At 48.2% G+C, this 706-nt stretch carries 1 protein-coding gene; it reads right to left on the bottom strand.

From position 1 onward, the window contains the following. Positions 1-706: AarF/UbiB family protein (locus tag R7Q46_RS27115; RefSeq protein ID WP_318078252.1), on the bottom strand; the 706-nt coding region annotated here is incomplete at both ends.

The following is a 706-nucleotide window of genomic DNA, read 5'->3' as shown; positions in this document are numbered from 1 at the left end:
TCCACCAATATTGCCGAGCATACGACTAAAGTCGCGCCAACGCCAAACAAAAACTTTCCTGTCGCCTGCTGGCGCTTACTTTGGCGATAACCTTGATAAAGCTGATCCATACGCTGGTTCATCGCTTTACCCTGTTTGAGGCTATCGTAAAGTAGCTCCGGCAGTTCCGGCAATTTCTCCGCCCAAAATGGCGCGCGATCTTTGATTGAATTGACCAAAGCTTGCGGGCCCACTTGATTCATCATCCATTCTTCAAGGAATGGCTTTGCGGTCTCCCACAAATCGAGCTGCGGATATAATTGTCTACCAAGCCCCTCAACGTACAGCAGCGTTTTTTGCAGCAGCACTAATTGAGGTTGCACTTCCATATTAAAGCGACGTGCGGTGTTGAACAGGTTCAACAGCACATGGCCAAAAGAGATTTCACACAGTGGCTTAGCAAAAATTGGCTCACACACAATGCGAATCGCGAACTCAAATTCATCGACATTGGTATCTGCCGGAACCCAGCCTGAATCAACGTGCAACTCCGCCACTCGGCGATAGTCACGATTGAAAAACGCGAGGAAGTTTTCCGCCAGATAACGCTTGTCTTCACTATTAAGTGTACCAACGATTCCGCAATCTAGCCCTATCCACATTGGGTTCTCTGGGTGTTCAGGTTTAACGAACACATTCCCGGGATGCATATCGGCATGAAAGAAAC

The organism is Vibrio sp. 811 (assembly GCF_033339195.1).
The sequence above is the reverse complement of the archived record's forward strand: the minus strand, read 5'-3'. Positions and strand labels throughout refer to the sequence as shown.